This is a genomic window from Streptomyces sp. NPDC058525, assembly GCF_042719495.1.
Taxonomy (GTDB): Bacteria; Actinomycetota; Actinomycetes; order Streptomycetales; family Streptomycetaceae; genus Streptomyces.
The window spans coordinates 1-23,837 of the sequence record NZ_JBHXNP010000043.1; the positions used below are offsets into that span (position 1 = coordinate 1).

General features: G+C 69.5%; 22 protein-coding genes and 4 pseudogenes. 16 read left to right on the forward strand and 10 right to left on the reverse strand.

Annotated elements, in window-relative coordinates; all coding sequences use genetic code 11:
• Positions 1-98: 98 nt before the first annotated feature.
• The 4 genes and pseudogenes from ACFWP3_RS20720 to ACFWP3_RS20735 all read left to right on the forward strand — a co-directional run.
• A pseudogene (locus ACFWP3_RS20720) lies at positions 99-617 on the forward strand (molybdopterin-dependent oxidoreductase); the annotation flags it as partial.
• A complete protein-coding gene (locus tag ACFWP3_RS20725; RefSeq protein WP_384223032.1) occupies positions 614-862 on the forward strand; it encodes a hypothetical protein in 249 nt (82 codons plus the stop codon). The pseudogene ACFWP3_RS20720 and the gene ACFWP3_RS20725, both read left to right, overlap by 4 nt.
• 457 nt (positions 863-1,319) lie before the next feature.
• A complete protein-coding gene (locus ACFWP3_RS20730) occupies positions 1,320-2,057 on the forward strand; it encodes a hypothetical protein (protein ID WP_384223034.1) in 738 nt (245 codons plus the stop codon).
• A 112-nt stretch (positions 2,058-2,169) separates the two neighbouring features.
• Positions 2,170-2,703, forward strand: a complete 534-nt coding sequence (locus ACFWP3_RS20735) for a Fic family protein (protein ID WP_384223037.1) — start codon at positions 2,170-2,172, stop codon at positions 2,701-2,703.
• An 18-nt stretch (positions 2,704-2,721) separates the two neighbouring features.
• Here the strand turns inward: ACFWP3_RS20735 and ACFWP3_RS20740 are convergent, their stop codons facing one another.
• Positions 2,722-3,090 carry a helix-turn-helix domain-containing protein gene (locus ACFWP3_RS20740; protein WP_384223040.1) on the reverse strand — a complete coding sequence of 123 codons (369 nt, stop codon included), beginning with the start codon at positions 3,088-3,090 and terminating at the stop codon, positions 2,722-2,724.
• A 498-nt stretch (positions 3,091-3,588) separates the two neighbouring features.
• On the opposite strand from ACFWP3_RS20740, the gene ACFWP3_RS20745 reads away from it, so the two are divergent.
• A complete protein-coding gene (locus ACFWP3_RS20745; protein WP_384223043.1) occupies positions 3,589-4,071 on the forward strand; it encodes a hypothetical protein in 483 nt (160 codons plus the stop codon).
• A gap of 309 nt (positions 4,072-4,380) precedes the next feature.
• Positions 4,381-5,073: an N-acetylmuramoyl-L-alanine amidase gene (locus ACFWP3_RS20750; RefSeq protein WP_384223046.1), complete on the forward strand. Its 693-nt coding sequence runs from the start codon at positions 4,381-4,383 to the stop codon at positions 5,071-5,073.
• Between the two features lie 16 nt (positions 5,074-5,089).
• On the opposite strand, the gene ACFWP3_RS20755 is transcribed toward ACFWP3_RS20750, so the two are convergent.
• From ACFWP3_RS20755 to ACFWP3_RS20765, 3 genes are all read right to left on the reverse strand, one after another.
• Positions 5,090-6,583, reverse strand: coding sequence for a M1 family metallopeptidase (locus ACFWP3_RS20755; RefSeq protein ID WP_384223049.1), 1,494 nt, complete (start codon positions 6,581-6,583; stop codon positions 5,090-5,092).
• Positions 6,584-6,721: 138 nt separating this feature from the next.
• Positions 6,722-7,483: a glyoxalase gene (locus ACFWP3_RS20760; protein ID WP_384223052.1), complete on the reverse strand. Its 762-nt coding sequence runs from the start codon at positions 7,481-7,483 to the stop codon at positions 6,722-6,724.
• Positions 7,484-7,661: 178 nt separating this feature from the next.
• Entirely contained in the window at positions 7,662-8,768 is a 1,107-nt protein-coding gene (locus ACFWP3_RS20765; protein WP_384223055.1) for a hypothetical protein, read from the reverse strand.
• Positions 8,769-9,109: 341 nt separating this feature from the next.
• Here ACFWP3_RS20765 and ACFWP3_RS20770 point away from each other — a divergent pair, with 341 nt between their 5' ends.
• From ACFWP3_RS20770 to ACFWP3_RS20800, 7 genes are all read left to right on the forward strand, one after another.
• Positions 9,110-10,033, forward strand: coding sequence for an ABC transporter substrate-binding protein (locus ACFWP3_RS20770; protein ID WP_384223058.1), 924 nt, complete (start codon positions 9,110-9,112; stop codon positions 10,031-10,033).
• Between the two features lie 2 nt (positions 10,034-10,035).
• Complete coding sequence (locus ACFWP3_RS20775) at positions 10,036-10,998, forward strand: amino acid ABC transporter permease (protein ID WP_384223061.1); 963 nt, start codon at positions 10,036-10,038, stop codon at positions 10,996-10,998.
• Between the two features lie 8 nt (positions 10,999-11,006).
• Positions 11,007-11,759 carry an amino acid ABC transporter ATP-binding protein gene (locus tag ACFWP3_RS20780; RefSeq protein ID WP_384223162.1) on the forward strand — a complete coding sequence of 251 codons (753 nt, stop codon included), beginning with the start codon at positions 11,007-11,009 and terminating at the stop codon, positions 11,757-11,759.
• On the forward strand, positions 11,756-12,970 hold the full coding sequence (locus ACFWP3_RS20785; protein WP_384223064.1) for a M20/M25/M40 family metallo-hydrolase: 1,215 nt from the start codon (positions 11,756-11,758) through the stop codon (positions 12,968-12,970). Before ACFWP3_RS20780 ends, ACFWP3_RS20785 begins: the two co-directional genes overlap by 4 nt.
• Before the next feature lie 188 nt (positions 12,971-13,158).
• On the forward strand, positions 13,159-14,451 hold the full coding sequence (locus ACFWP3_RS20790) for a cyanophycinase (RefSeq protein ID WP_384223067.1): 1,293 nt from the start codon (positions 13,159-13,161) through the stop codon (positions 14,449-14,451).
• A 164-nt stretch (positions 14,452-14,615) separates the two neighbouring features.
• On the forward strand, positions 14,616-15,488 hold the full coding sequence (locus ACFWP3_RS20795) for a MurR/RpiR family transcriptional regulator (protein WP_384223070.1): 873 nt from the start codon (positions 14,616-14,618) through the stop codon (positions 15,486-15,488).
• A gap of 102 nt (positions 15,489-15,590) precedes the next feature.
• Complete coding sequence (locus ACFWP3_RS20800) at positions 15,591-17,627, forward strand: ATP-binding protein (protein WP_384223073.1); 2,037 nt, start codon at positions 15,591-15,593, stop codon at positions 17,625-17,627.
• Positions 17,628-17,699: 72 nt separating this feature from the next.
• Here ACFWP3_RS20800 and ACFWP3_RS20805 read toward each other — a convergent pair whose 3' ends face one another.
• The 5 genes and pseudogenes from ACFWP3_RS20805 to ACFWP3_RS20825 form a co-directional block, all read right to left on the reverse strand.
• Positions 17,700-18,227, reverse strand: coding sequence for an SMI1/KNR4 family protein (locus ACFWP3_RS20805; protein ID WP_384223075.1), 528 nt, complete (start codon positions 18,225-18,227; stop codon positions 17,700-17,702).
• Between the two features lie 17 nt (positions 18,228-18,244).
• The gene (locus ACFWP3_RS20810) at positions 18,245-19,891 is read right to left on the reverse strand and encodes a PP2C family protein-serine/threonine phosphatase (RefSeq protein ID WP_384223077.1); all 1,647 of its coding nucleotides are present in this window, start codon (positions 19,889-19,891) and stop codon (positions 18,245-18,247) included.
• A gap of 302 nt (positions 19,892-20,193) precedes the next feature.
• Positions 20,194-20,322: a hypothetical protein gene (locus ACFWP3_RS20815; protein WP_384223079.1), complete on the reverse strand. Its 129-nt coding sequence runs from the start codon at positions 20,320-20,322 to the stop codon at positions 20,194-20,196.
• Between the two features lie 15 nt (positions 20,323-20,337).
• Positions 20,338-20,496, reverse strand: a pseudogene (locus tag ACFWP3_RS20820) (transcriptional regulator); the annotation flags it as partial.
• A 52-nt stretch (positions 20,497-20,548) separates the two neighbouring features.
• Positions 20,549-20,653, reverse strand: a pseudogene (locus ACFWP3_RS20825) (transcriptional regulator); the annotation flags it as partial.
• 372 nt (positions 20,654-21,025) lie between these two features.
• Here ACFWP3_RS20825 and ACFWP3_RS20830 point away from each other — a divergent pair.
• Complete coding sequence (locus ACFWP3_RS20830) at positions 21,026-21,853, forward strand: DUF3626 domain-containing protein (RefSeq protein WP_384223081.1); 828 nt, start codon at positions 21,026-21,028, stop codon at positions 21,851-21,853.
• A 109-nt stretch (positions 21,854-21,962) separates the two neighbouring features.
• Positions 21,963-22,034: pseudogene (locus ACFWP3_RS20835) on the forward strand (PPOX class F420-dependent oxidoreductase); the annotation flags it as partial.
• A 126-nt stretch (positions 22,035-22,160) separates the two neighbouring features.
• Here the strand turns inward: ACFWP3_RS20835 and ACFWP3_RS20840 are convergent.
• Positions 22,161-22,532 carry an FKBP-type peptidyl-prolyl cis-trans isomerase gene (locus tag ACFWP3_RS20840; RefSeq protein ID WP_384223083.1) on the reverse strand — a complete coding sequence of 124 codons (372 nt, stop codon included), beginning with the start codon at positions 22,530-22,532 and terminating at the stop codon, positions 22,161-22,163.
• Between the two features lie 233 nt (positions 22,533-22,765).
• Here ACFWP3_RS20840 and ACFWP3_RS20845 point away from each other — a divergent pair, with 233 nt between their 5' ends.
• Positions 22,766-23,803 (forward strand): hypothetical protein, encoded by a 1,038-nt coding sequence (locus ACFWP3_RS20845; protein WP_384223085.1) that lies wholly within the window; start codon positions 22,766-22,768, stop codon positions 23,801-23,803.
• Positions 23,804-23,837: the final 34 nt, after the last annotated feature.

Consider the following 23,837-nt stretch of genomic DNA (forward strand, 5'->3'; position numbering starts at 1 on the left):
GCTCAAGCCGGGCCCACTGGCCATTCGTCAGATCTCCACGTCCCACAAGACGTGATCATGAATGAACAAGATCCACTTTCGCAACAGGCCCTAGCGCGACCGCCCTGCTGGCCCCGCACGGACAAGAACCCGGCACCGGCCCGAACGGCTTCCAGATCAACAAGACCGCCGCGTCCGTCGGCATCCGGGCAGACGACATCGGGCCCGCATGGCGGCTGACCATCCGCGCGGGCCCACGGCAGGCCGTCCTCACCCGAGACGACCTCCACACCCTGCCCCGGCACACCTCCTGGCTGCCGATCGCCTGCGTCGAGGGCTGGTCCACCGACGACCAGGAGTGGAGCGGAGTACGCCTGGCCGACCTCGCGGCGCTCGTGGGCCTGACCGACGATCTCCCGCAGGTTCTCGTCCAGTCGGTGCAGCGCGGCGGGCCGTTCAGTTCCGTGGTCCTCGCCCCCAATCAGGTGCGCGACCACCGCTCCCTGCTCGCGCTCCAGGTCAACGGGGCGGTCCTCTCCCACGACCACGGCTACCCGGCCCGGATCATGGTCCCCAACGCCCCCGGCGTCCACAACACCAAATGGGTCGGCCGCCTCACCTTCGGAGAGCCGGCATGAACCGCCTGCGCGCCCGCTACGGTGCCTCCGCCCTCCACCTCGCGCTCACCTTGAGCTCGTTCGCCCTCGCCCTCTACGCAGGAGTCCGACTCCTGGACGGGGACACCTGGGGCGTGGCCGTATGGTTCGTCGGCGCAGCCCTGCTGCACGACCTCGTCCTGCTGCCCCTGTACTCGGCCGGGTGGACCACTTCACCGAGGCGACGGCCCTGCCCGCGGACGTGTTCCTCGGGAGCTGGCTGCTGATCACCGCCGCGCTCTTCGCAGCCTCGGCACTCTGGGCCCTGACCCGAAGAGAACTGGCCTCCCGGCGGGCACGGAGAGCCAGGCGTGGTCGGCGGCCGGCGCCCAAGGAGACGCGATGACGCGCCAGCCCTGAGGCCCACCGCTCGCCGTTCCCGAAGTGGTGTCAGTGGGGGCACCTATGCTGGTTCGACGGGGTGCGGGAAGGTGTCTGGGGGGACGTCATACCTGAATGGCTGCTCGCTGTGCTGATTCCGGTCGGTCTGAGGGATGAGGGTGCCCTTGCGAGAATCGTCGGGGACCACGATGACGGCGGGCCACAGGGTCCTGCACGGAGGCCGCACCCCACTGGGGTGCCGTCCGGAAATCCGTTCGCCTTCCGAAGCGCTTCGAGCCGAGACTGGTGGATCGATCGCATCGGACAGAAGAAGGCCCGGCTCTGACGTACAACCGTGACACCTTGCCCTTCCCCGAGAACCGTGTTCCCCGCTACAACGGCACACGGCACTGGCATGAATTCGACCCGGCCCGGAACCCGTTCGCCTGGGACGAGGACGAGGAAGCCCAACTCCGCTCGCTGGTCCGCGAGTGGGTGCCACCCGTGCTCTCCGGGATGGCCGGCTGGTGGCAGGGTGAACGCTGGTGTGAAAGCCAGGTGGAAGCGATCATCCAGGAGCGATACGGGAACTGGGCCTGGGGATGGAACTGGTGCTACCGCTTCGGCGGGCCCATCGGCAGCTGGATCAGCGGGCCGAGCTCGGTGACGACCCCCGACGCGACCGCAGACCGCGTCGTGGCCGCGCTGTTGGAGTGGCGGGAGTGGCTGGAACGGACCGCTCAGCGCTTCGCCGACCTGGCCCCGCCGCCAGATGCCTCACCCGAGGACCGCAGCTGGCACCTGGAGCGGGCCTGCGTCCGCCTCGTGACGCACGCATTGGACTCGGGAGCGGAGGGAGGCTGGCACGGACAGGCCTCGATGGTGCTGCACTGGTTCCTCACCACCACGGGCATGGACCAAGCAGAAGCAAGGCGAGCGGTGGAGAGCGCGATCGGCGGCCGGTTCGAGAGCTGGGTGACCCCTGAACCGACACTGATCGTCTCCGTAGGAGAGGACCTGGCCGCCGGCCTCACCGGCCACGCCCCCTCCTGGTACCACCGTGAGAGGACAGCCCTGGAGGATCTCCATGACCGCTGCTGACAGCCTCTCGGTTTGGCTGCGCATCCGCCGTGAGGCCGACTGGCAACACGCACCAGTCCTACAGCGGGTTCCAACCCCGAGCGACGGGTTCCGGACCTGGTGCGAAGGGCCAGTGCGCCGACGCGACCCCGTCCGCGCCGAGCGCCTGCTCGCCGCCCACACATTGGCCCTGGCCGATGCCGCACGCCGCGCCCCGCTGGACTTCGCGCTGCTGGCCGGCTGGCAGCGCACGGTCCTCGGCTCAGCAGAGGCACCATTCCGCACGAACGACGCTTACGCGAAAGCCGGCCGCGAGCGGTACGGCCTGACCCCGCACACCCGGGCCGACTTCGCCTCCTGCCTGCGCGAGGCGACCGACGCGGACATTCCGCTGGCCGCCCGAGCGGCGCGCGCGTACCTCGACGTGGCGTTCTTCCACCCCTTCACCGACGGCAACGCCCGCGCAGCCCTGTTGACCTTGGTCCACGTACTGGCCCGGGAAGACATCGTCCTTCCTGAGGTCGGCCCCCTCCAGACCACCCGCTACGCGGATGACCCGGCGGGCGCCGCGGACCTCGCCACGCTCGTCGGGGTGCTCAACCGCCGCCGCACTGACCCCGTCGGACGAGAACACCAGCAGCACCGATCGGCACGCAGGTCAGCCTGAGACTGGCGCCGGCCACGCTCATGCGGGCGTATCGTCCATGTCGTCGTGCTGGGTGAGCGAAGCCGGAGCGTGGCCCTGCACCGAGCTTGAGTCGACTGGGGGCAGGAGGGTGACCGTCATCCATGAGCCGTCGGGGCGGTCTTCGGCATGAAGCCGGACGAGTCCGGCGTCCGCGAGCTGGTGCATTGCTGTTCGGACGATCACGGGCGATACGCCGAGAGCTCGGGCAGCAGGGTTGAGCGGGAAGGCCACCGTCGGGACGGCATACACCGCGCGCGGATCGGCCGCGAGGTCCACCAGAAGTCCTGCCACGACCGCGCCGTGGGGAACCGCCCTGGCACCGGCTGCCCACCCGAGCGCCCACTGATCGAACGACAGTGCTTCCACTGAAGGCTCCCTCACGATCGCCATGAACTAGGGTCGCCCGACCCATCCGGCAACCCGCCCTTCAAGGCTTAGCGGTCATCAGCCGGATGGCAACCGGGCCCCAAACTTGCGCCGACCGCGTGCGGCAGCCGCCCGGAACGGCAGCATCCTCTTTCGGGGTCTCGTCGGCATGGAGTAAGGAAGGCCGGCCACGCGAAGCAGACTGTACTCGGCGAGCTCTTTGATGAGCTCGGTGATCGTCGTACCCCGGCTCGTCAGCGCGGCTCCGGAGGGTCATGCTTGCCATCTGCCGAAAGACCGACCAATGGGTCGCTCTCGGCGATCGGCGACCGGAGCGAGTCGCACGCAACAATGAGCCGAGATCCCGGAGGCAGGAGGACGGCGGCGTTGACGAACTCACCGGCACAAGACTCACGGGACGCGCTCCACAGCTGGGCTGAGTCAGTCATCGACCGTGTAGGCGCAGGGGACTCCCTCGACCAGACCCTGGTTGCCGCAGTGTGCGGGTACCAGGACCTGGCCGCCGAAACGAATCAGCGGCGCGCCGACGCCGTCCACGCGGCCGCCTTGGGCCTCGGCCCCCGGGGGTGGGCGGCCGCAGCCGGCATCAGCGAGTCCCTACTCGGCGAATGGCGTAAGGACCCTGCCTTCGACGGCGCACTCACCGCCGCTGCAGCGCTGGCCAGCGCGCACCGGGTGGCCTCACCGGGACAGCTGAACGGCTTCCAGCTCCGTCTCCTCCTGCGCTCCCTTGCCCGAAGCGGCCGCCTTGGCGCAGCCGCGACCTCCGCAGGAATCACACTCAAACAGCTCGCGCGCATCCGCCAGAACAGCCCACAGGTCAACAGCCTGATCGAAGCCGCCACCCTCCACGGACGACACCGGCGCGGACGCAGATCCGGCTCCGCGTACCGCCTCGTCCACCGGGACGCAGCCGCCGGCCCCGGCCCGGCCGGTCCTTCGGAGAAGCGCTCACCGTGAATGCACGTTTGGCGGTTCACCGCGGGACCGCTGCCGCTGCTTCAGACCCTCGGTGAGCGAACGGCGGGCGGTCCCTCCAACGCTCACGTCATCCTCCATCGCCTGAATGCAGGCAAAGCCAATCGCACTGGGATTCCACCTACCCCAGCAAGAAGCGCCGCCAGTGCGCCGAGTGGCGGACGATCGGCTTGCTGGCATGCGGGCCCTGGTCAACGATCAGATTGCGTGATGTCCCGCCTACCTATCGCCATGCAGCGATTCACGGCGTGGCGTCCTCTGCCTGCCTGCTTGACCTCATGAGGAGTGGCCATGGAAGACAGCCGACTTAGCCGTCGAGGTCTGTTGTGGGGGGCTGCCGGCGTGGCGGGTGCGACTGTGGCCTCCGGAGCGCTGTCCCAGCTGGTCAGGCCCGAGGAGAAGGCGAAGGCCGCGCTGCCGATCGCCAAGCGCAGGACCCCGGTTGCCGCAGGGCCGCCTGCGGCCCTGCGAACGGACCACTCGGTCGACTACGCCCCAGCCGTCTGGGTCGAAGCCTCCGAATCCAATTACACGTCCTCCGAACGCCCCGAGGCGTACCCCATCGAATACGTCGTCATTCATCTGACAACAGACATTTTGCCGATCATGCTCACCAAGTTCAAGGACCCCGCCGAGCGAGTGTCGGCGCATTACGTGATCAGCTCGACCGGCACGCGGATCGCCCAGTGCGTGCGTGAGCGCGACGTCGCCTGGCATTCCGGCAGCGTGTGGTACAACTACCGGAGCATTGGTATCGAGCACGAAGGCTGGACCGATCAGCCGGTCTACAGCGACGAGATGTACGAGGCATCTGCCGTGCTCACGGCCACGATCTGCGCGAAGTACGACGTGCCGGTCGACCGGGACCACATTCTGGGCCATGTCGAGGTCCCGCTGTCCACTCACGACGACCCGGGGACTGCGTGGAACTGGGACAAGTACATGCAGCTCGTCGAGACCGCCCGCCCGCGCATCAGGACCTGATACCGCGTCGGCCCCATCACGCGGGCTTGCCGTCGCCGTAGAGCCACGAGTCCCAGATCGAGTCGAGGTCACGGCCGGCCTTGGCCTCCACGTACGCAGTGAAGTCCTCCGTGGAGGCATGGCCGTGGCGGTGGCGCAGGGGCCAGCCGCGCACCAGCGTACGGAAGGTCTCGTCGCCCACGGTTTGGCGGATCTTGTGGATCACCATCGCCCCGCGCACGTACACCGGCTGGCCGGAGATGTCCGCGGCGCTCGGCGGCTCGGCGGGCGGGAAGTCCCACTCGTCGTCGTCCGCGGCCTTGGCGTGGTTGCGGTCGAAGTGCTGCTGGGCGCTGGCCCCGCCGTGGTCCTCGGTCCACAGCCACTCCGCATAGGTCGCGAAGCCCTCGTTGAGCCACATGTCCCGCCATGTTCGCGGGGTGACGGAGTTGCCGAACCACTGGTGGGCCAGCTCGTGCACCACGTTGGTGGTGTGGAAGATGTCGGCCGGAATGGTCGGCCTGGTCTGCGTCTCCAGGGCGTAGGGCACGTCGGCCGCCTGATCGACGATCACCCCGGCGGAGGAGAAGGGGTAGGGACCGAACCTCCCCTCGGCCCATTCCATGATCTCGGGGAACCGGCCGAGGACCTCTCCGTCCTCGTCGACGCGCGCGGTCGTGTCCATCGCCGACACGATCGGGACCCCCGATCGGGTCTGGGAAGTCCTGATGTCGTAGGTGCCGATGGCCACGGTCGCCACATGGCTGGCCATGGGCTCGGCCTGGTGCCAGTGGAAGACGGCGCGGTCTCCGCTGGTGCGCCGGGCTCGCAGCCGCCCGTTGGAGATCGCCTGCACTCCCTTGGGGACCGTGACGGTGATGTCGTACGAGGCCTTGTCCGAGGGGTGGTGGTTGCCCGGGAACCAGGACATCGAGCCCGTCGGCTCACCGAACGCGACCGCTCCGTTGTCCGTCCTCAGCCAGCCCTCGCGCCACCCGTGGTCGTGCGTGATCGACTCCGGCGTGCCCGCGTACCGCACGACGCTGCGGAAGGCTGCGCCCTTCCGGAGGTGATCGCGCGGCTGCAGGGTCAGCTCCTGCCCGTCCTGCCGAACCAGCGCCTTGTGGCCGTCGACGGTGGCGCCCAGCGCCTCCATGCCGAGGAGGTCGAGATTGAAGGCGCTGAGATCCTCGGTGGCCTTCGCGGTGATCTCCGCAGTGCCCTCGAGGCGCCCGCGGCCGGGGTCGTAGGACAGGGTCAGGGCGTAGTGCGTGACGTCGTAGCCGCCGTTGCCGAGCTCCGGGAAGTACGGATCACCGGCGCCCGCGGAGCCGGGGTGCCCGCCCTGGAACACCGTGCGGGCAGCCCCCGTCCGCGCGCCCTCCGCGCCTTTACGAGCACCCGCCGCAGCATCTGGGCCGGTACGGGCACCCGTCCCACGGTCCGGACTGCCGTCGGACTCCGAGCACGCGGGGAGTGCGGCGAGCAGGCCCGCGACCACGAAGGCGGTCAGACGTCCGGAAGTCTTCACGCGGCCGATCATGCCCCAGCCCCCGAGCGCCCTGCCTTACGCCGCGCCGTGCCTTGGCCCCTCCGGAGGTCACCGCGAGGTTCGCGAGCTGATGCCCATGGCTGGGTGCTGGGTGCCGGGTGCCGGTTGCCGGGTGCCTCAGCCAGCCTCGGGCCCGGTGGCGGGGTACGTCTGCCATAGCCGCAGTTCGGCACCGTTCTCCAGCGTGCCTTCCACCAGTTGTTTCTCGGTTTCGGTGAGGTCCATCTCCGCCAGCTGCCGACGCCACTGGTCGATCCTGTCGTGTTCGTCCAGTGCCGTGGCCAGTTCGATCATGGTGGCCAGTGCCCGGGCCTGGTCCACGGCGGGCGCCGAGTGCCCGTACTTGCGCAGGGCGACGGTCAAGGCCTTGAGGGCGGTCCGGTCGTCGGTCTTGAACTCGCTGAAGATCCGGGCGTTGTCCAATGCCTTGGCCAGCCCCTCGAGCTGCTTCGATCCGCCGTACTCGAGTTCTGCGGGCTCGTCCCGCTGGATGAAGATGATCGAGTTGCCGGATGGGTCCACAAGGGTGAAGCGGCTTGCGCCTGGACGGAACCGGGTGATCCTGGGCCGCCCCTTGGCCAGCACTTTGCCGTAGGCCTTGCGCATGGCATGCGTAAAGGCCGCGTGGTACGGCGCGACTGCGTCGACTATGACCAGGCACCCTCCTCCGTCCTCCTGGCTCGGGTCCAGATGTGCGGGGGCGCCTCCGAAGTGCAGCTCGAAACCGCTCCAGGCGAACGCCAGGTAGACGTAGGGCTTCTTCTGCTGGTGGATGACCTCGAACCCGAGGGCCTGGTAGAACTCCAACGTTTCGTCCACCGCGGCGCACGGCATCACCGGCACCGTCGTCTCATTCGCTCGCGTCGTTGCTTCCGTCACGTCATCCACCTTGCGTCTTCTCCTCGTACGGGACCGCTCCAGACTCGGGCACAGCAAGATTTCTCGCCTATGGAGCTTTTATCTCCCCTTTATCAGCCCAGGTCGCATAGCCGATTTCGGCCCTGTGTATGGCTCGGGTGAGCTGATTGCCCGCCTCCGGGACCGTTGATCGCCGGCTTCAGCAACCGGTGACGGGCGTGCCGCTGTACAGGTTGCCGTCGGCGACGCCGTTGGTGACGCTCCTGAGGTAGTAGCCGCAGGTGGGACGGTTCTTGAAGTCGAAGGTCTGGCCGGAGGTCAGGCGCCAGATCTTGTAGTTCGAGAAGGTCAGGGGCTGTCCCGAGACGGCCTTCTCGGGCTGGTGGTCGCCCAGGACGACGTAGGTGTCGGCGCCTGAGAGGGTGGCCAGGCCGTTCTTGTCGATGAAGAGGGAGCCGCCCTCTTCGACGCCCACGCCCCAGGCCTTTCCGCCCGTGGTGAGTCCGTCCTTGAGAGCGCGTGCGACGAAGGCCATGGTGCGGCCCATGCGGTCGCGGGTGACGAAGTGGGAGTCGTTGATGGTGCCGGCGTAGTTCGGCCAGTCGAACATGCCTGTGGTGAAGGTCGCGTAGGAGTCGTAGGGGTTGGCCAGGGCCTCGCTGGAGGTGATGCTGCCGCGACACGCGTCGTAGACGACGGAGCTGTTGATGTGGTGACCGGCGCTGCCTCCGCCGGAGCCGCCGCCCTTGGCGACCACCGACTGGACGGATGCGCGCAGCGAGGTGGATTTCCAGGCGGCGTACTTGCACTGGTCGCCGCCGGCGAAGTAGACGAACTCCGCGTTGCGGATGTCGGTGTTGGCCTGCGTGTTGTTGCCGTCACCGGCTTTGGTGAGCGTCCACGTAGTGCACGAGTTGACGCCGCTCAGGCGCATGACCGCATCGCACTCGGGTGTCCTGCTGCCGGACCCGGGGGTGGACGCCGCCAGTACCACCACGTCGAGCGAGCCGGTTCCGCCGCGGATGGTGTCGACGGCCTTGGTCATGGAGGCGGCGACGATGCCGCCGGACCCGTTCATGGTGAAGGCGGGGCCGGACCAGGTGCCCCGGCCGGCGTCCGCGTAGCTGCCGAGGCGGATGCGGCTGGCGGCGGCCTCGGCGGGATCGGCCTGGACGAACCCGCCGGCCATGACCGTCAGGGCGGCCGCGAGGGATGCGGCGATGCGGTGTGCGGGCCGGCGCCGCGCCGGCGATGCGGCAGAGGAGGCGAGGGAGACGGGGAAGACGGGGTGGGGGAACGGACGCATGGGTCCTCCGAAAGCAGCGGTGAGGGGTGCCGCAGCGAAGTGGCGAAGCAGCACTGCAGCTTGCAGCAACGGAAAGTACAGGCCGATCGCCATCCGCGATAGATGTAACGCAGCAGTCGGCCCTCAGGGCGGCCGAAGCATCGATTGGGCAGATGAGAGCCCTGGGCTGTCTGCTCCGCGACGGATCGCATCCTCGTTACCTTGATGAAACATGCGTTACATCTAGCCAACTACAAGCCATGCATGTAATTTCCTGGCATGTCAGACGGTGACGCACGCAGTCGTCACCGGCCGATCTGCCGAGAGGGTTACCTGTGATGCCAGCCCCGTCCCTCCGTCGCGTGTCGACGGCCTCCGCCTTGTCCGTGGCGATCCTCATGGCGGTCTCGGCCTGCGGGGACGATGCCGCTGACAGTGCCGCCGAGCCGCCCGCCGCCGTCGCCGGAGTCACGGTCGCCAAGGACGAGGCCCTCCACGCCGCCCTGCCCGAGGAGATCAGGAAATCGGGTGTGGTGCGCGTGGCCACCGATGTCCCGTACGCGCCCTTCGAGATGTTCGTAGCCGAGGGCAAGCCCGAACTGACCGGGCTCGACTACGACCTGGGTCAGGCACTGGGCGCGAAGCTGGGGGTGAAGTTCGCCTTCACGCCGCAGAAGTTCGACGGCATCGTGCCCGCCATCCAGGCCGGAAAGTTCGACGCGGCGATGTCGGCGATGACCGACAACAAGGAGCGGCAAGCGGTCGTCGACTTCGTCGACTACTCCGTGTCCGGTTCCGGGATCATGGTCGTCAAGGGCAACCCGGAGAAGATCACGACCCTGGACGACCTGTGCGGCAAGAAGGCCGCGGTGCAGGCGGCGACCAACCAGCTGGACCTGCTCCAGGAGCATCAGGCGAAGTGCAAGGCCGCGGGCAAGGCCGAGATCGACATCCAGACCTTCCCCAAGGATTCCGACGCCCAGCTCGCCCTGCGTTCCGACAAGGTCATCGCCCAGGTGCAGACGAAGCCCGCCGCGGGCTGGACCGCCAAGACCGCCGACAACGGGAACGCCTTCGAGGTCGTCGACGACCCGGCCGCCGCGGGCGGCTACGGTGCCTCGCCCAACGGGATCGCGGTCTCCAAGAAGCTGCCGCAGCTCAGCGACGCGATCCAGAAGGCACTGCAGGCCCTGATCGACGACGGAACCGTCACCAAGATCTTCGACAAGTACGGTGTCGCCTCCATCGCCGTCAAGGAGGCCACCAAGAACGCGGCGGTGGACTAGAGATGACCACCACCACGGCGCCCGCGGACATCGACCGCACGGCGCCCGAGCAGCTCACCATCGTTCCCCTGCGCCACTACGGCCGCTGGATCGCGGCCCTCGCGGCGGTCACCACCCTCGTGGGCGTGGCCGGATCACTGGCGAAGAACGGCAATCTCCACTGGGAGATCATCGGCCACTTCCTCTTCGCCGACCTGATCTTCTCAGGGCTCGTCACCACCCTCTGGCTCACCGCCGCGGCGATGGCCCTCGGGCTCGGCCTCGGCACGCTGATCGCGGTGATGCGGCTGTCGACCAATCCCGTGCTGTACGGGATGTCCTCCCTCTTCGTCTGGTTCTTCCGGGGCACACCCCTGCTGGTGCAGATCATCTTCTGGGGGTACGCCGCAGCCCTCTACAAGTACGTGATGATCGGCATCCCCTTCACCGACATCACCTTCTTCCAGATCGAGACGAACTCCCTGCTCACCTCGGCCGTCGCCGCGCTGCTCGCCCTCGGCCTCAACGAGGCCGCCTACGCCTCGGAGATCGTCCGCGCCGGCATCCAGTCGGTGGACACCGGCCAGACCGAGGCGGCCCATTCCCTCGGCATGCGGCCCGCCCTGACGATGCGGCGGATCGTACTGCCCCAGGCGATGCGCGTGATCATCCCCCCGATGGGCAACGAGACGATCAACATGCTCAAGATGACCGCCCTGGTGTCGATCATCTCGGCACACGACCTGATGTCCAACATCCAGGCCGTGTACGCGCAGAACTACCAGGTCATCCCCATGCTCGTCGTCGCCAGCCTCTGGTACCTCGCCCTGGTCACCCTGCTCAGCATTCCGCAGGCGTGGCTGGAGCGCCGCTACGGCCGCGGCACCGGCCGCAACGGCCACATCTCGCCGCTGCGCCGCATGTTCGCCGGAGCCTTCACCCGACCCGCCCGCGCGAAGAAGGACACCAAGGAGGCGGCCGCGTGAACGTCCCCATGGTCCACGCTCAGGGCGTACGCAAGCACTTCGGGAAGCTCGAAGTCCTCAAGGGCATCGACCTCACCGTCGAACGCGGCCAGGTGTGCTGCCTGCTGGGGCCCTCCGGCTCCGGCAAATCCACCTTCCTGCGCTGTATCAACCACCTCGACCGGGTCGACGGCGGGAAACTCGCCGTCGACGGCGACCTGGTCGGCTACCGCCAGAACGGCCTGCGACTGCACGAACTGCGGGAGAAGGAAGTAGCCGCGCGGCGCCGCGACATCGGCATTGTCTTCCAGCGCTTCAACCTCTTCCCCCACATGACCGCCCTCGAAAACGTCATGGAAGCCCCGGTCAACGTCTGCGGGGTCAACAAGACACAGGCCAAGGCCGACGCGCACGACCTGCTGGAGCGGGTGGGCCTCGGCTGCCGGGCCGGCCACTACCCGGCGCAGCTCTCCGGCGGACAGCAGCAACGCGTCGCCATCGCCCGCGCCCTGGCCATGAAGCCCAAGCTCATGCTCTTCGACGAACCCACCTCCGCGCTCGACCCCGAGCTCGTCGGGGACGTCCTGGACGTGATGCGCCGGCTCGCCGCCGACGGCATGACGATGGTCGTGGTGACCCACGAGATCGGCTTCGCCCGCGAGGTGGGGGACACCGCCGTCTTCATGGACGACGGCGTCGTCGTCGAATCCGGCGATCCCCGCCAGGTCCTCGTCGAACCCCGGCAGGAGCGCACCCGCGCGTTCCTCTCCAAGGTCCTGTGACCGCCCCGTCAGGGGAGCAGCTCCGCACCACCGCGCTGCTCCCGTACGCCGAGGCGCGTCTTGAGGGCTACCTCGCCGACCTGGCCCAGCTGGTCGCCATCGACTCCGGCTCGTACAGCCCCGCAGGGGTCAACCGGATGGCCGACTGGACCGGGGAACGGCTGCGGAGGATCGGATTCGACGTGGAACGCATCGCTCCGGCGGCCACCCACGGGCACCCGGTCGGCGACGTGGTCATCGCCCGCAAACTAGGCGACCTGCCCGTCGCCGAGGGCGGCCGACGCGTGCTGCTCGTCGCCCACCTGGACACCGTGTTCGAGGACGGCACCGCCACCGAACGGCCCTTCGCGCTCAAGGGCCACATGGCACGGGGGCCGGGCGTCAGCGACGACAAGGGCGGCCTGCTCGCGGGACTCACCGCCCTGGACATCCTCCACGAGACCGGAGCTCGGCAGTACGCCGAACTCGTCTTCCTCGCCACCCCCGACGAGGAGATCGGCTCACCTGCCAGCCGCCCGGCGACGGAGGCAGCGGCGTGCGGAGCCCATTTCGCGCTCGCCCTGGAGTGCGCGCGGGAGAACGGCGACGTGGTCATCGCCCGCAAGGGCGTCGCCGACTTCCGGGTGACGGTCACCGGCCGGGCCGCGCACGCCGGCATCGAGCCGGAGCGCGGGGCGAACGCCGCCCTGGCGGCCGCCCACCTGGTCGTGGCCCTCCAAGCGCTCAACGGCCACTGGGACGAAGTCGCCGTCAACGTCGGCGTCGTCCGAGCGGGGACCCGCGCGAACATCGTCTGCCCGGAAGCCGAACTGCGGGTCGAGGTGCGCTCGGCCACCGCCGCCGGCATCGGGGCGGCCAGGTCCGCGATCGAAGCCGCCGCCGCACGGCCCGCCGTACCCGGCACCACCGCCACGGTGGAGCAGTTGGACCTGTGCCCGCCCATGGAAGACACTCCCGCCTCGCGCCGCATGTTCGACCGGGCCAGGAGGATCGCCGCGGACCTCGGGGTTCCGCTCGGCAGTGCCGCGACGGGCGGCGTGGGGGATGCCAACTTCATCGCGGGCATCGGCGTACCCACCCTGGACGGCCTCGGCCCGGTCGGCGGCGCCGACCACACCCCCGAGGAATGGCTGGACACCTCCACCGTCCCCGTCCGCGTCGCGCTCCTCGCGTCCCTCGTCGCCGACCTCGGCGACAGCCGCACCGGCTGACGCCCCAGAACGCCCCGTACCGGTTTGATCGCGCCCTTGCCCGGTACGGGGACCGGCCCCGGCAGCCCGGTCCACCACCACGCACCGGGCCGCCACCTCGCACCCGGCCGCCGGCCCGCGCCGGGACCGCGGCAGGCCCGTCGCCGCGGTCCCGGCCACCACCGACCCCCATCCACAGGAGGCACCACATGCGCGTCCCGACCGGAGCCCGCCGCACCACCCTCGCGGCCGGCGCCGCTCTCCTGCTCACCCTCGCCCTCGCCCCATCAGCCGGCGCCGACACCACCCGCCGTGCGGGCGACCAGGGCTCCCTCGTCCTCGTCGGCGGCGGACTGAAAGCGGACAACACCCAGGTCTACGGCGAGATCATCAAGCGGGCCGGCGGAGCCTCGGCGAGGATCGGAGTGATCACCGCCTCCTCGGTCCCCGCCAGCCAGGACCCGCACGCCGCCGACCCGGACAAGTGCAGCAACTCGGAGTGCAACGGCGCCTACTACGCCGGCCTGTTCGAGCGGCACGGCGCCGCCGACGCCCAGTGGATCCCCGTCGACCTCGACCACATCGCCAACGCCGACTCCGACGAGGTCGTCGAGCAGGTCAACACCATGACCGGCTTCTTCTTCGGCGGCGGCGACCAGTACCGCTACGTCACCACCCTGCTCCACGGCGCCGCCCACACCGATTCCAAGGTCCTGGCCGCGATCCGTGCCAAGCTCGCGGCCGGCGCGGTCGTATCCGGCTCCAGCGCCGGAGCGCAGATCGCCGCCGGAGCCGACATGGTCACGGGAGGCGACTCGTACGAAGGACTGCGCGACGGCAGCAGCCCGGGCTACTTCGACGACCCGACCCGGCTCGGCCATCTGCCCGCAGGCGGGTTCGGCTTCCTGCGCTCCGGACTGATCGACACCCACACCGGCGCCTACGGCCGCGAAGGCAGGGCCCTGCGCCTCGCCGCCGACACCGGACACGACCGCGTGTACGCACTGGAAGAGAACACGGCCCTCGTCGTCGAGGCTCCCCGCACACCGCACGAGCGAATGCGCGTGCTGGGCCCCCAAGGCGTCGCCGTCCTCGATCTCCGCCAGGCCCGAACCGGGAGGACTCCCTCCGGAGCGTGGTCCCTCACCGGCGCCCGCTACAACTACCTGACCGACGGCGACCGATACGACCCGAACCGCCGGCGCGTCCTGCCCGACGCCGGCAAGCGGCCCCTGGTGCCGACAGCCTCCGCACCCGTCCCCGCCAACCCCGACGTCTTCCACTCCGTGGCCAACCCCGCGGGCGTCCCCTACTCCTTCCTGAGCACCGCGCGCGCCCTCGCAGCCAGCAGTACCCAGCGCACCGCGACCGCCCGCACGTTCGAGAGAGGACCCCAGTTCACCGTCACCTTCAGCAAGCAGCCCGGATTCACCGCCTGGACCAGCGACGGCGCCACCGCGCGCACCGTCACCGGCCTGCGGATAGCCGTCGCTCCGGAGTGACTGCGCCCTGACCTCACTCCGGGCGACCGGGCCGGCCGGACACCGGGAGGGGATCCGGCCGGCCCCACCCCCCGACCAGCGGCAGTAGGCTCGACCCGCCACCTGTCATTTGTCACCTGTCACCTGTCACCTCAATCCCAGAGTCCCGAAGGGAGATCCGGCGCATGACCCCTGGCACGCTCGCCGACGAGATCCGCCTCAAGCTGGGCGACGCCAGCCCCGCCGAACGCAAGGTCGCGCGCGTGCTGCTCGCCGGCTATCCCTCAGCGGGTTTCGAGACCATGGCAGTTCTCGCGGAACGCGCCGCCGTCAGCGCCCCGACCGTCCTGCGGTTCGTCAACCGGCTGGGGTACCGGGGCTTCCCCGACTTCCAGGCCGCGCTGCGGGCGGAGCTCGACGAGCGTAACGCCTCCCCCCTCTCCCTGTACGAGGCCACCGACTACGGGCGCAGCAAGGGCGGGCCTGACGAGGACGTCTCCCTCCTCCAACGGGGCAGCAACGTCTTCAGCGGCGCCGTGGCACAGACCCTCGCCGAACTGCCCCCGCACGACCTCGAACACGCGATCAGGCTGCTGTCCGACCGCAAACGCCGCATCACCCTGGCCGGCGGACGCTTCACCCATCTCTTCGCCCAGTACCTCGGCCTGCACCTCATGCAACTGCGCGACGACGTTCGCTTCCTGCCCGACCGCGATGTCGAACGCACCGCGGTGTTCGCGGCTCTCCACCGGCGTGACGTCCTCGTCGTCTTCGACTACCGGCGCTACGAGCAGGACAAGGTCACGATGGCCGAACTCGTCCAGGGACAGGGCGGCAAGGTCATCCTCTTCACCGACATGTGGCTCTCGCCGACCTCCACCCACGCCGACGTGGTCCTGCCCAGCCAGGTCGCGGCCCCTTCCCCCTATGACAGCCTGGTCCCCACCCTCGCCGTGATCGAGACGGTCGTCGCCGGAGTGCTCACCGCTCTCGGCGAAGGCGCCCACCAGCGGATGCGGCACGGGGAGGACACCGCCCGCCGCATGGGCCTCTACTGACGGGACGCTCTGCGGCGTGCGGACGGCGGCTCCTGATCCGAGCCCGGTTGGCGTCTGGTCGTTTCCGAGCGCAGACCATGCGGTTCGGTCGAGAATGCTGTGGTGATTTCCGACCTTCCCGAAGCGACGTCGAGTTTCGTCGGCCGCGAGCGCGAGACGGCCCATCTCGTGGCCGCGCTCACCGAGCAGCGGCTGACGACGCTCACGGGTGCCGGGGGCATGGGCAAGTCCCGCTTGGCCTTACAGGCGTTACTCGGGAGCGTTCTTGATGAATGGTTTGTCGGGTGGGCGCACCTGTGGCCGCTGCAGGACGACAGGCGGCTGGTGGCGACCATCGCGGATGCGGTGGGATTCTCCGACCACCAGAACCGCGAGCCGCTGACCGGGTTGTGCGAATGGTTGGCCGGGCGTCGGACACTGCTGGTTCTCGACTCGTGTGAGCACCTGACCGCCGCTGTACGCAGCGTGGTCGCGGACCTCCTGACGGCGGCCGGCCCCGGGCTGCGGGTCCTGGTCACCAGCCGTGAGCCACTCGGAATCCCGGGCGAGCACGTCCTCAAGCTCGGCCCCCTGGGCGACGGCGAAGCCCTGGACCTGCTGCGCGATCGGTCCGCGGCGGCGGCATCCTGGCGCGGGCCCGAAGCGGAGGCCGCGGTAGCGGACATCTGCCGGCTCCTGGACGGTCTGCCGCTGGCTCTCGAGCTTGCCGCCGCCCAGCTGGCATACAGCTCCCCGCAGGATCTCGCGGCCCGGCTGCGCGCGAGGGCAGGTGCAGAACTGCTGCGCACACCAGAGCCTGTGCAGCCCGAGCGCCACCGGAGCCTGTGGACAGCCATGGGGTGGAGTCATGAGCTGTGCGACCCGAAAGAGCGGCTGCTGTGGGCGCGGCTGACAGTGTTCCGCCGGCCGTTCGGCGCTCAGGCCGCACAGGAGGTCTGCGCGGACCGCCGGCTCCCGGCCGACGAGGTCTCGCGTGCCTTGGAAGGCCTCGCTCGCAAGTCCATCCTGATCGGGGTCGGGGATCGCTTGCGACTTTTGGAGCCGCTGCGCGAGTACGGCCGGATGTGGCTGGACGAACTGGGCGAAGACGATGAGCTCGCCGACCGGCACGCCGCCCACTTCACCGCGGTCACCGTCCAGGCCGAAGAGGAGTGGCCGGGGCCGGGCCAGGCCGACGCGTACGCCCGCGTGGAGGCTGCCCACACGGACCTGTGCGCCGCTTTGGACCATCTCCTGGCCGCCGCCCCCGGCCGGGCTGTCGAACTGATGGGGAGCCTAGGGTTCTTCTGGGCGTGCACCGGACACCTGCAGGAAGCCCGCAGCTATCTGGAGCACTGCCTGGACCGGGCACCGGATCTCGAAGGCACGGCGCACACCAAGGCCGTATGGGCGCTTGGCGTGACACTGCTGCTCCAGGGCGACCACGACGATGCACAGGCCCTGGCCGGCGCGTGCCGCGACGGGGCCGACCCAGACCTCGATCCTGAGGGTCACCTGAGGGCCGCCTACCTGGACGGGCTGGTCGGCCTGATGTCCGGCAATCCGCAACGGGCGCAGGAAACCGTCCAAAGAGCCCTGAGCGACGTGCCCAGGGACCCCTTCCTCTCGCAGGCTCGCCTCTTCTGCCGACTGGTGGTGGTCTTCGCGCTCACCGCCGGCGGCGACCTGGCTGAAGCGGAGAAGGAGGCCGAGTCGTTGCGTGAGAAGTGCGCTTTGATCGGTGAAGGCTGGACTCGTTCCTACGCCGAGTACCAGCTCTCCCTCATCGCCCTGTTCCAGGGCCGCCCGGCTCTTGCGGCGGAACACGCCCACGGGATGCTGTTGTCGAAGCGGAAGATCGGCGACAGCTTCGGAGTCGCTCTCGGCCTGGACTTGCTCGCCGCGGCACTCGCCCTCGAGGGCAAGGTGGAAACGGCGGCGTACGCCTACGCCGCGGGGCTGGTGCACTGGCGTTCGGTCGGCCATCCCCAGCGCGGCACCCCCGAACTGGCGTCGGTGCGCGCGCAGTGCGAGAAATCCTTGCACTCCCACCTCGGCGTGGATGGCTTCGCCCGGATGGTCCAGAACGCAGAACGTGAAGAGCCGGCCGTGCTCCTGGCCCGGACCCTCGGCGAAACCGAGGTGAGACCGGACCAGTGAGAACGCGGGCAGGCGCGCCCGGTGCGGTCCCGCGCTCGCATCTGGTCAGCCAGACGATCCGGGCAACCCGGCCTACACGAAACCAGGCTGTCCGGACTCGTTGAAACGGTGGACCGAGCGTCGCAGGAGGTCAAGGAACTCACCGAGGTCGTTGGTGATCCGGTTGAACTCGCCTTCCTCGGAAGCATTCCGAGATCGCCAGACGGCGCCGTCCGCGCCGACCGCGTACAGGATCCCACCACCGTCGGAGCCGATCAGGACGGCGGGGACGGCGCCGCCCGCCTCGGGCAGATCGACGCGTTCGTCAACTGCCTGGGCACCGGAGCGCAGGAAGTAGGCGTTGCCGACGCCGCTCATGTTCACGGCACCGATCTCGTTGTAGTACACGGCGAGATCGGCGAAGGCCGGTGATTCCGCAGCTAGGCGCCCTGCGGCGGCCCGGTCGTCCGCCTCCGGCGGGCAAATCGCATTCTCCCCTGGGTCATAGCCGTACTTCTCCTCGAAACCGCAGGTCAGGGCGGACAGAGCAGCCGAGACCTCCTCGCGCCAGGCAGCGAGGGAGGCCTTCGTGAGAGGGACAGAGTCGTACGAATCGTGCATGGCCCTATCCTCACATGTCACATCCGGTCGAGTGTGTCCTGTGGGCCGAGCCCGATGCAGCCCGTCAGCACCTGGCGCAGCGTATCGATGCTGTCTGCGATGTCCTCGCCGCGCCGCTCGACCATGCCGTCCGTGTAGAGCAGCAGGAGGTCACCGGGGAGCAGGTCCAGGGTGGCCGTCTCGTACTCGTGCCCGGGCACCATACCGAAGAGGGGCCCGCGGTGTTCGGTGTCCAGCACCGAGGCCGTCCCCTCGCGCAGCAGCAGCGGCGCCGGATGGCCCGCGCACGCCCAGCGGAACCGCCGTTCCCGGTCGATGTGCCCGATGATTCCGGTGGCGGTCTCCGCGGCCGGGTCCGCGCACAGCAGCTCGTTGAGCCAGGTGGTCAGTTGGCCCGCATGGGTGTCGGGGGAGTGGGCCAGACCCGCCAGGGCATGCCGCTGCTGGGCCATCCGGGCGACCGCGCTCAGCCCGTGGCCGCAGGCGTCGCCGACGGCGAGCAGGACCCGCCCGTCCGGCAGCAGGCGGCACTTGTACCAGTCCCCGCCCACCGCCGCGTCGGTCTCGGCCGGTACGTACGCGGCCGCCACGGACAGACCCGCCTGGGCCAGCTCGGCGGAGTGCGTCGGCAGCAGGGCCTCGCGCAGGGCCGCGGCGACCCGCCTCTCCGCCGCGGCCTCCTCCCGCAGCCGGTCGGACTGCCTGCGTGTCGCGGCGAGCCGTTGCCGACTGCGCACCTGGGACGTCAGATCGCGCGCGATGACGTGCACCGACCAGGGAAGCCCGTCGGTCGCGATCACGGGATGCCACACGAGGTGGAGGGTACGCACCTCACCGAGCACACTGAAGCGGATTTCGGTCCCCGGCGGCTCCTCTCCTTCGACCAGGGCGAGCAGGAACTTTCCGAAGCGCGGTACGTCGTCCAGCAGGACCGTGTCGCACAGCTCGGCGAGCGACAGGGGCCGGGACGGATCGTTGCGGAAGATCGAGGACAGCCCTTCTGACCAGGCGACCTCTCCCGACAGCAGGTCCCAGGTGCCCCAGCCCATGGACGCGATGTACTGCGCGTCGAGCGAGAGCAGTTCCATGCGGTTGTGGGCGGGCCGCCACGTCGCCAGTACCTTGCCGCCGCAGGACGAGGCGTCGTACAGCAGCTTCGTGCGGTGCAGGCCGTCGCTGCGCTGCTCCGTGTAGTCCAGGGCGTACCTCTTGAGGGCGCGGCCGGTGCTCAGGACGGAGTCGAGGGCTCCGACGAGCCCGCCGACCGCGGCTCCGGGCTGGACGTCGAGCAGCCGTCGGCCGATCTGGCGGTCCGGAGCCTCGAGCCACTCGGCCGCGCGCACGTGGTTGCCGGCCTTGACCGTGAAGTCGACCGTCCGCCCGGTCTCGTCGCGTACCGGTGTGAACAGCGCGGCCGACAGCGGGATGGCGGGCAGGGTCGCGCAGATGCATGCCCACGGATCGTGCTCCTCGCCCTCGTCACCGCAGCTGTGCCCGGGTCCGCCGGTACCGCACGAGCAGACCCCCTCGTCGGCAGGTGGCGCGCCGGCCGATGGGGCGCCCGCGTCGAGCCGGACGCCGGCCCCGTGGCGGGCTGCCTCCCGCAGGACTCTCACCTCGCGGGCGAGGTGCTGCCCCAGCGTGTCGGGGTCCTGCGGGATCAAGGGGCTCCTATGTCATCACCGCTGGGTGGAGGGCACGGACGGCGCCGCGGGTCAGGCGGCGACGCGGCCGTGCGCGGTCTCGTCAGGACGGGGGCCTGGAGGCGCGAATCCTGCATCTGGCGGATGCCGGCCCGGCGCCGAGGTCGGACCGGGCCATCCATCTCCCGCCCGTACCTCAGGCACAGGATCCCCCGGTCCCGCCCGCCGGGCTCGTGCAGACGAGGCCAATGGCTGTACCACCGGCAGCTGACCCACGGCGAACATACGATCGCGCACCAGATCATCGCCATGCCCGGAGATGGTCATTCCGGATCTTTGATGGCCTCGGCTTCGGCCCCCTGCGGCCCGCTACGCGGCCCGGCCGGGGTGGCGGCCCAGGAGGCCAGGAAGCGCAGGCCGTCGTGGGAGGGGATGCCGGGCGGGGCGGTCATGACCATGACCGCCTGGTCAGGGTCACGGGGGCAGGCGAGGATCTGCCAGTCCAGGTTGAGGTCGCCGGCGACGGGGTGGTGGTAGCGCTTGGTGCCGAAGGTCTTGTAGGCGACGTCGTGTGAGGCCCACCAGCGGCGGAAGTCCTCGTCCCGGAGGGACAGCTCGCCGACCAGTCAGTGCCTGGAGCTCCCGCGCGTGCGAGGCGTGCCGCGCCTCCATGCGAACGAACGCCACGCACATGCGCGCACTGGCCTCCCAGTGGGTGTACAGGGCGCGGATCCGCGGGTCGAGGAAGGTGAGCCGCAGCAGGTTTCGTTCGGCGGAGGGCAGGGCGGAGAAGTCGCACCGCCGAGGCGCGGGGCGCGGAGCCGCGAGTCGACGTCGCCCTGCCGGACTCGCCGGAGAAGGCCGCCGAGCTCGGCATCACCGCTCAGCCGCTTCAGATCGTGGTCGGTGGCGTCGCGGGCGAGTTCTGATCACAGGACCGGTCCTTCGGCAGGCTCGGCTCGGCCGCGGAGTCAAGAGATCGTCTCGAATAGTGCTCAATCAACGCTCCTCCGCGCTTGAACCGGCTCTCGGTGCACAATCCGCGTGCACCGGTTGATCAAGGTGGGGAACACTGTGCCGATGAGCTCTGCAACCTCCCGAACAGCGCAGGAACGGGCCCTTCGACACGTCACGGAACTGGCGTCAGGTCCTCCGATGGACACGGCACTGCGGGTGACCCTCAACTTCCACCCGGACCGTCAGCTGCACGGCAAGCCGATCCTCGACGCCATGGCCGAGGGCGGCGTCTACCACTCGCAGTTCGTCACGGGGACCAGCAACGGCGGCCTGACCGCGCATCCAGGCGGCGACCGCTGGCGCTGGGAGAGCCGGATCTTCGACGGGGCGTACGACGAAGCGACTGCTCACGAGCGGCCCGTCTACGGGGCGTTGAACTTCCGCCGCAAGCCGGTCGGCGGGGCGCCGCGGTTCGGCTCGGCACACTTCCGGCTGAGGCCCCAGACGCTGACGCGGAGCACGTTCTGCTACCCGGACAGCTTCCTCGAACCGTCGGATTTCGGAGTCGCGGCCCGCATGGGGCTCATCGAGCTAGCTTGCGCCGATCGTCAGGACGACCTGGACGACTACATCGAGGCGCAGGTGCACGGGCCGGTCCAACTGCACCGCGATGTGGAGGCGCTGGTACTGGACCCCTGCTACCGAGACACGACGGTCGAGGAAGCGGCTCTGCGTCTTGGCTGCCCGGTGGAGTGGCACCCGGGCTTCCGACTCGGGGTTGAAGAGCTCCGACGCCATCCCGGCTACCGCGGCCAGGAGTACGTCGCCTTGGGCACGCAGATCGCGATCGACGGCGTGCTCGATCCTCGGATCATCGGAGACGCTGCACGCGCCGGCCTCTATGACGTCCAGGCGGTCAAGAGGGTGTGGCACTACCTGGCACGCTTCGGGTCTCCCTCCAAGCACACGGACACCGCGGTGGCTTCGGCACCGATGGAGGGGGCTGTACCCGACGCCCGCCGTTGATGGGCTGGTGACGGAGGGTTGCGGGCGTTGCTCCGGGCTGCGAGACCGCAGATCCCCAGGCAACGGCATTGCGGCGGTCATGGACGGGTCGACGACCGCGCGGTGCTCACAGGGGGAGCTGACGTTCAACACCTCGGTGGGTCGGGTGAAGGAGGAAAACCTGCGCCGCGACCCTCGTGTCTAAACCGGGTGTTGGCGCGTCCCATGAGGGCACAGCGTGGGTAGCTGTGTACGGAGCCAGGGCAGTCCGGGAAGTGCTGCCCGGCCTCGGCTCCGCTCGACGAGGCCGGGCAGCAACGCGTCTGCCTCAGACGCCGAGCAGGTCCACGACGAAGATGAGCGTCGATCCGGCCGGGATCAGCGGGGAGGGGGACTGGTTGCCGTAGGCGAGGTGGGAGGGAATGGTGAGCTTGCGCCGGCCACCGACCTTCATCCCCTGGACGCCCTGGTCCCAGCCCTTGATGACCCTGCCTCCCCCCAGGGGGAACCGGAACGTCTGGCCGCGGTTCCAGGACGCGTCGAACTCCTCACCGGTCTGATAGGTGACCCCTACGTAGTGGACCTCGACCATCGCGCCGGCCTTTGCCTCCGCGCCGTCGCCCACGACGATGTCCTCGATCAGCAGATCGGTGGGGGCGTCACCGATCGGAAAGTCGATCTCGGGCTTCGTCAGGCTCATTGCAACCTCATTCCTCCCCGCCGGAAGCCTCCGGCTGGGCGATCAAGCGCATGGTCACTCCATGCGTTCACGTGATCACGGTACGGTACCGTACCGACGCTGGTCGGGCGCGCGCATTGCCACCTAGCGGATCGTCGCTTGCTTCCCCGCCCCCGGACCCAGGATGGGACCGACCGGCCATCGGCCAGGTGCGCTGGGGAACCGTCCGACCTGCGTGATCGTCGGTTACGGATGTGATCGAAGAGACTCCCACGCTGCATGCCGACCACCGCGAACTGATATCCGACCTGTCCGGGATTGTCAGCGACTACCCCTACACAGATCCCGAATCGGCCCTGGCCGCCCTCGCCGACGACGCGGCGGAGGCGCTCGGCCGCGCCACCCCGGAGGGCCGGTGGGAGCGGTCCGGGTACACGATCCTCCTGAATGCCACCTGCTGGTACGTCTGCTCACGCATCTTCAGCAAGTCCTTGCTCGCGTCGTACACGCGGGCCCTGGACGGGTTCCGTGCGCAGCTCGACCGGGCCTCGTGCACCTGCCCAGCCGGCGCCCACCCCGCGGACTTCGACCCGGAGTACCAGGTCGAGGCCGGGGTGAGCATGCTGACCGAGGCCGGCCGGGCCGCATTCGCCGAGGACTACGGTCTCGACGAGGAGGAACTGGCGGCGTTCGACTGCGAGGGGTCTCTCGCGGACCTCGCCGACGAGGCCCTGGGCCTCTTGCGCGAGGCGCGCCAGAAGCTCTTCGGCGGCATCGACGTCTCGCATCTGGACGCACAGTTCGTCGGGGACGCCGGCCGCCTCGACATCGTCGCCATGCAGAAGGCGATCAGCCGTACCTGGGAGGACAACACCGGCCCGGTCGCCCTGTGGTCCGCCCGCCGCTGGCTCACCGGGCAGGTGCGGGACGAGGAGCGGATCGGCCTGTTCCTGTGCCTGTGGATGGGCATAGCCCAGACGTACGGGGGACTGCCGCCCTCGTACGGACGCGACCTGGCCGCCGCGCTCGCCACCATCGACCTGGACGTCTCCTGCGAGCATCCGCGGCACCCGTGGTCCACCGCCGACGACACCACGCGGTCCCGCTACCGCGCGGTGGTCCACCTCTACGCACCGGACGATCACCCCGAAACCCCGGTGCCCGCCGAGTTCTCGGACCGCGAGCTGTGGGAGTGCCCGGTGCAGTACGCCCAGTTGGCGCGGAAGGCGCTGGAGGACCTCAAGGGGTGGCGCACCATGCGGGGCGGGGACGACGAGGACTGGGAGGGCTGAGCGTACGGAGCTTGGAACGGCTCAACGGGATCCC